Genomic DNA, 4,966 nt, shown 5'->3' on the forward strand with positions numbered 1-4,966 from the left:
TACCTCGGCGAGATCGCGGACTCCGCGGCGTCCGCGATCTCGCCGAGGTAGCGGGCGGAGGGCAGACCGCCCTCGTAGCCGTTCAGTACATACAGCCAGGCCGCCTCGTCACCGTCCAGAGTATGGACGCGGACCCGCATCCGGCGGTAGATGTCCAGGCCGACCCCCTCCCAGCGGTCCATGGACTCCTCGTCCATGGGGGCGATGTCGTACAGGGCGACGAAGACCTGGGAGCGCGGCGCCTCGACGATGGTGGGGAGGGCGCCCTCCCATCCCATCTGTTCGCCGCCGAAGGTCAGGCGCCAGCCGTTGATCCACCCCGTACCGCGCAGCGGGGAGTGCGGTGCGCGGCGGGACATCAGCCGCGCGTCGAGGTTGCCGGCGTACGCGGCGTAGAGCGACATGGCTCAGAGGGTACGGGAGTGGGGGACGAAGGTTTCGGGGGCGCCGGGAACCCCCCGGAGGAGTGATGTCGAACGGGTGCGGGACAATGGAGCATGTGACTCGGATCGTGATCATTGGTGGCGGACCCGGCGGCTATGAGGCGGCGCTGGTCGCTGCCCAGCTCGGCGCGGAGGTGACCGTCGTCGACTGCGACGGTCTGGGCGGGGCATCGGTGCTCACCGACTGTGTGCCGTCGAAGACTTTGATCGCCACCGCTGAGGTGATGACGAACTTCGACTCCTCTTATGAGGAGCTGGGGATCATCGTCGCCGATGACACTCCGCACCTGGAGCAGGCGGCCCGGGTCGTAGGCGTCGACCTGGGCAAGGTCAACCGACGGGTGAAGCGCCTGGCGCTGGCCCAGTCGCATGACATCACCGCTTCGGTCACCCGCGCGGGCGGGCGCGTGATGCGCGGGCGCGGGCGGCTGGAGCCGTCGCAGTCGCCCGACGGGTCGCGGAAGGTGATCGTCCGGGCCGTGGACGGGACCGAGCAGACGCTGGTCGCGGACGCCGTGCTGGTGGCGACCGGGGCGCACCCGAGGGAGATCCCGGACGCGCAGCCGGACGGCGAGCGCATTCTGAACTGGACGCAGGTGTACGACCTGGACGAGCTCCCGGAAGAGCTCATCGTGGTCGGCTCCGGTGTCACGGGCGCCGAGTTCGCCGGTGCGTACCAGGCGCTGGGCTCGAAGGTCACCCTCGTCTCCAGCCGGGACCGGGTGCTGCCGGGCGAGGACCCGGACGCGGCGGCCGTGCTGGAGGACGTCTTCCGCCGGCGCGGGATGAACGTGATGGCGCGCTCGCGGGCGCAGGCCGCCAAGCGGGTCGGGGACCGGGTGGAGGTGACCCTCGCCGACGGGCGGGTGATCACGGGCACCCACTGTCTGATGGCCGTCGGCTCGATCCCGAACACGGAGGAGATGGGCCTGGAGGAGGCCGGGGTCCGGCTCAAGGATTCCGGCCACATCTGGACCGACAAGGTCTCGCGGACCAGCGCGCCGGGCGTGTACGCGGCGGGCGACTGCACGGGGGTGCTGGCGCTGGCGTCGGTGGCGGCCATGCAGGGCCGGATCGCGATGTACCACTTCCTCGGCGACGCGGTCGCCCCGCTGAACCTCAAGACCGTCTCGGCGAACGTCTTCACGGACCCGGAGATCGCCACGGTCGGCTACTCCCAGGCCGATGTGGACGGCGGGAAGATCGACGCCCGGGTGGTGAAGCTGCCGCTGCTGCGCAACCCGCGCGCGAAGATGCAGGGCATCCGGGACGGCTTTGTGAAGATCTTCTGCCGTCCGGGCACCGGCATCGTGGTCGGCGGTGTGGTGGTCGCGCCGCGCGCCAGCGAGCTGATCCATCCGATTTCGATCGCGGTCGACAACAACCTGACGGTGGAGCAGATCGCCAACGCCTTCACGGTGTACCCGTCGCTGTCCGGCTCGATCGCCGAGGTGGCGCGGCAGCTGCACACGCGGAAGACGCAAGCGGAGGCGTAATCCGCTCCCATACCATCTCACGGGGTCGCAGAAGAACAACATCTGTTAATTGGTGCAAGCTGCTGAAACCAGACGGTCGTTGGCGTTACTGTCAGTTTCGTGTTCGCTGCAGAACGTCGCCAATTGATCCTTGAAATGGTGCGTGCGAACGGAGCGGTATCGCTCCGCGAGCTCGCCCGCGTCGTCCAGACCTCCGAAGTGACCGTACGGCGGGATGTGCGGGCGCTGGAGGCAGAAGGACTGCTCGACCGCCGGCACGGCGGTGCGGTGCTGCCGGGCGGATTCACCAGGGAGTCCGGCTTCCCGCAGAAATCCCATCTAGCGACCGCGGAGAAGACGGCCATCGCCGATCTCGCGGCCGGTCTCGTCGACGAGGGCGAGGCCGTCGTGGTCGGCGCCGGGACCACCACGCAAGAGCTGGCCCGCCGGCTCGCGCGCGTCCCTGGCCTGACCGTGGTCACCAACTCCCTGCTGGTCGCACAGGCATTGGCCCATGCCAACAGGGTGGAGGTCGTCATGACCGGCGGCACCCTGCGCGGCTCCAACTACGCGCTGGTCGGCAGCGGTGCCGAGCAGTCCCTGCAGGGGCTGCGGGTCAGCCGGGCCTTTCTGTCCGGCAGTGGGCTGACCGCCGAGCGCGGCCTGTCCACGTCCAACATGCTGTCGGCCAGCGTCGACCGGGCGCTGGTGCAGGCGGCGGCGGAGGTGGTGGTCCTCGCGGACCACACCAAACTCGGCACCGACACCATGTTCCAGACGGTGCCTACGGATGTGATCACCCGTCTGGTCACGGACGAGCCGCCGCCGCATGACGACCGCGCCCTGACCGAGCTGCAGGCCCTCGCCGACCAGGGCGTGCAGATCGCGGTGGCCGGGCCGGGCGCGGGCTCGGGCCCGGCGGGCGGTGAGGGCGGCCCGGCGGCACCGGGCCGCCAGCAGCCCCGGCTCGGCGGCCCACCCCCCGCCCGCGGTACGGAGGAGGGGCTGCCGCTCCCCGGACCGCGCCGCAACCACCCGCACCCACCGGGGCCCGGGCCCGGCGCCACGCTGCGCGGCGCGATGCCGCTGGCGGAGCAGCCGGGGCCGGGCGGCCGGGTCGCGGACCTGGCGCCACGGCGGCGCTGAGGAGCTGGAGGTCGGCTGAGGGCTGGAGGCCAGGGGCGCTGAGGGGCTGAAGCCCTGGCCGGCTCAGCGCGGCTTCAGGCCGGTGAAGGTCAGGGCCAGCAGCCGATCGGCCAACTCCGGGTCGTCCGGCGACTGTTCCACAGCCAGCGAGATGGCGTTGGTCAGCTGCATCAGATCGTCTATGCCGACGTCGGACCGTACGTTCCCGGACTGCTGGGCGCGGGCGAGCAGCGCGCTGCCCGCCTCGCGCATCGGCAGACCGCACCCCTGGGACAGCGATGAGCTCTCGTCCCCGGAGGCCGCCATCAGGGCGTGCGAGAGCCCGCGGTAGGTGCTCGCGTAATCGATGATCTCGCGCAGCCAGTCGACCAGCGCACGGCACGGCTGCGGCGCCTTCGCCAGCTCGCGGGCGCGCGCCAGCAGCGCGCACACCTCTTTCTGGAAGACGGCGCCCATGAGCGCGGTGCGGTTGGGGAAGTGCCGGTAGAGCGTGCCGATCCCAACGCCCGCGCGCCGCGCGATGTCCTCCAGCGACGCGTCGGTGCCATGCTCGACAAACGCGGTCCTGGCCTCGGCCAGCAGCCGCTCGTAATTGCGGCGCGCGTCGGCGCGCATGGCGCGCGGTGGGGTGTGCGCCGTGGCTGTCTCGGTCGCCATCGCGGTCCTCCCTGCGCCGCTGGTCGTACGGGGTCGGTCGTACGGGCCGGCCGTACGGGGTTGGCCGGCCGTACGGGGGTGATGGGCCGTACGGGGCCGTGGGTCAAGCATGCCATTACGAGCCGGGTGGGGGCGGTGTCGGCGGCGGGACCGGGGGCAGGAGCAGCGGCGGCTGGGGGTCGGCGCGGTACGGGTCGAGAGCGGCCGCGCGTTCGTGGTAGGGGAGCCGGGACAGCCGGGAGACCAGCATCCACATGGTGCGCTCGGCGGCCAGCTCGGGCGGCAGCGCCAGGCCAAGCGACTCGGCCAGCGGCTTGCGGCCCACATTGACCAGCGCCCGTACGGCGGCGGCCCACTCGTCGGTGGCGGTCACGGCGGACCGGTACCACAGCGGGATCAGCGCGATCAGGACGGCGGCGGTGGTCAGCAGCGCGGAGCGGTCCGCGTCCCCGGAGGCCAGCGCGGCCAGGGCGGCCGCCGCCACCGCGGCGTGGCCGTAGAGCAGGGCGATGAAGAAGTCGACGCTGGTGCGGGCCAGTTCCTCGTGGCGGCGGACCTGTTCGGGCGCCGTGCCGGTCAGCTCCCCCCACAACACCTGGGTGTCGAGGCGGAAGCGGTCATAGCCGTACTCCTCCAGGCGGCGGATGGCGTTGCCCAGGCGGGTGGGCGCGACCTGGTCGTCGTCGATGGGGTAGCGGCGCAACCGCTCCTGCAGCAGGGCGCGTTGGGCCGCCGTACGGAGGCGGTCCCGGCGGGCGGCGCGGGCGACACGGGGGTTGGCGCGCAGCTCGGCCAGTTGCCGGGCGGCCTCCGGCGACAGCCCGCCCTCGCGCTCGCGGCCCTCGAGCCGCAGCAGCGCGAGGCGGTCGCGGAGGTCCTGCTTGGTCTGCCGGTGACGGCGGCAGCGCGCGTCGTACGCGGTGGCGGGCCACAGGACATAGCCCTCCAGGAGGCGGTAGAGCAGGGTCTGCACCGCCGAGACGACGAGGCCGAGGAGGAGGGAGACGGTCAGCAGGAGGAGGGCGGTGTTGCCCTTCGAGGAGGGCCACAGGCGCTGCGCCAGGTCGATGTGGTGGAGGCTGGGCGCGACGGTGAAGAAGAAGACGGACAGGTTGAGGGCGGTGGGCAGGATCCAGCCGACGAGCAGGGTCCAGGCGCCGCCGAGCACACCCTTGGCGATATCACCCACGGGGGCGGGCCTCCCGGGGGTGATATCGCCAAGGGTGTGCTCGGCGGCGCCTGGAC

General features: G+C 71.9%; 5 protein-coding genes. 2 read left to right on the top strand and 3 right to left on the bottom strand.

The window, feature by feature from the left end; genetic code table 11:
* The coding region (locus CCN51_RS25905) for a gamma-glutamylcyclotransferase family protein (RefSeq protein WP_107426078.1) at positions 1 to 404 on the bottom strand (404 nt) is incomplete at its 3' end.
* 86 nt (positions 405 to 490) lie between these two features.
* Between CCN51_RS25905 and CCN51_RS25910 the strand changes: the two genes are divergently transcribed.
* Positions 491 to 1,939: an NAD(P)H-quinone dehydrogenase gene (locus CCN51_RS25910; RefSeq protein ID WP_014177206.1), complete on the top strand. Its 1,449-nt coding sequence runs from the start codon at positions 491 to 493 to the stop codon at positions 1,937 to 1,939.
* Positions 1,940 to 2,038: 99 nt separating this feature from the next.
* Positions 2,039 to 3,064, top strand: coding sequence for a DeoR/GlpR family DNA-binding transcription regulator (locus CCN51_RS25915; protein ID WP_107426079.1), 1,026 nt, complete (start codon positions 2,039 to 2,041; stop codon positions 3,062 to 3,064).
* A gap of 63 nt (positions 3,065 to 3,127) precedes the next feature.
* On the opposite strand, the gene CCN51_RS25920 is transcribed toward CCN51_RS25915, so the two are convergent.
* Together CCN51_RS25920 and CCN51_RS25925 are read right to left on the bottom strand one after the other, a co-directional pair.
* Complete coding sequence (locus CCN51_RS25920) at positions 3,128 to 3,721, bottom strand: TetR/AcrR family transcriptional regulator (RefSeq protein ID WP_014177204.1); 594 nt, start codon at positions 3,719 to 3,721, stop codon at positions 3,128 to 3,130.
* Between the two features lie 115 nt (positions 3,722 to 3,836).
* A partial coding sequence (locus CCN51_RS25925; RefSeq protein WP_342749394.1) for a hypothetical protein occupies positions 3,837 to 4,966 on the bottom strand: 1,130 nt, incomplete at its 5' end.

Source organism: Streptomyces milbemycinicus (assembly GCF_002154605.1).
GTDB classification, from domain to species: Bacteria; Actinomycetota; Actinomycetes; order Streptomycetales; family Streptomycetaceae; genus Streptomyces; species Streptomyces milbemycinicus.

Coding starts and splice junctions, on each gene's coding strand:
- CCN51_RS25910 (WP_014177206.1), top strand. CDS start 491: ATGGAGCATGTGACTCGGATCGTGATCATTGGTGGCGGACCCGGCGGC.
- CCN51_RS25920 (WP_014177204.1), bottom strand. CDS start 3,721: ATGGCGACCGAGACAGCCACGGCGCACACCCCACCGCGCGCCATGCGC.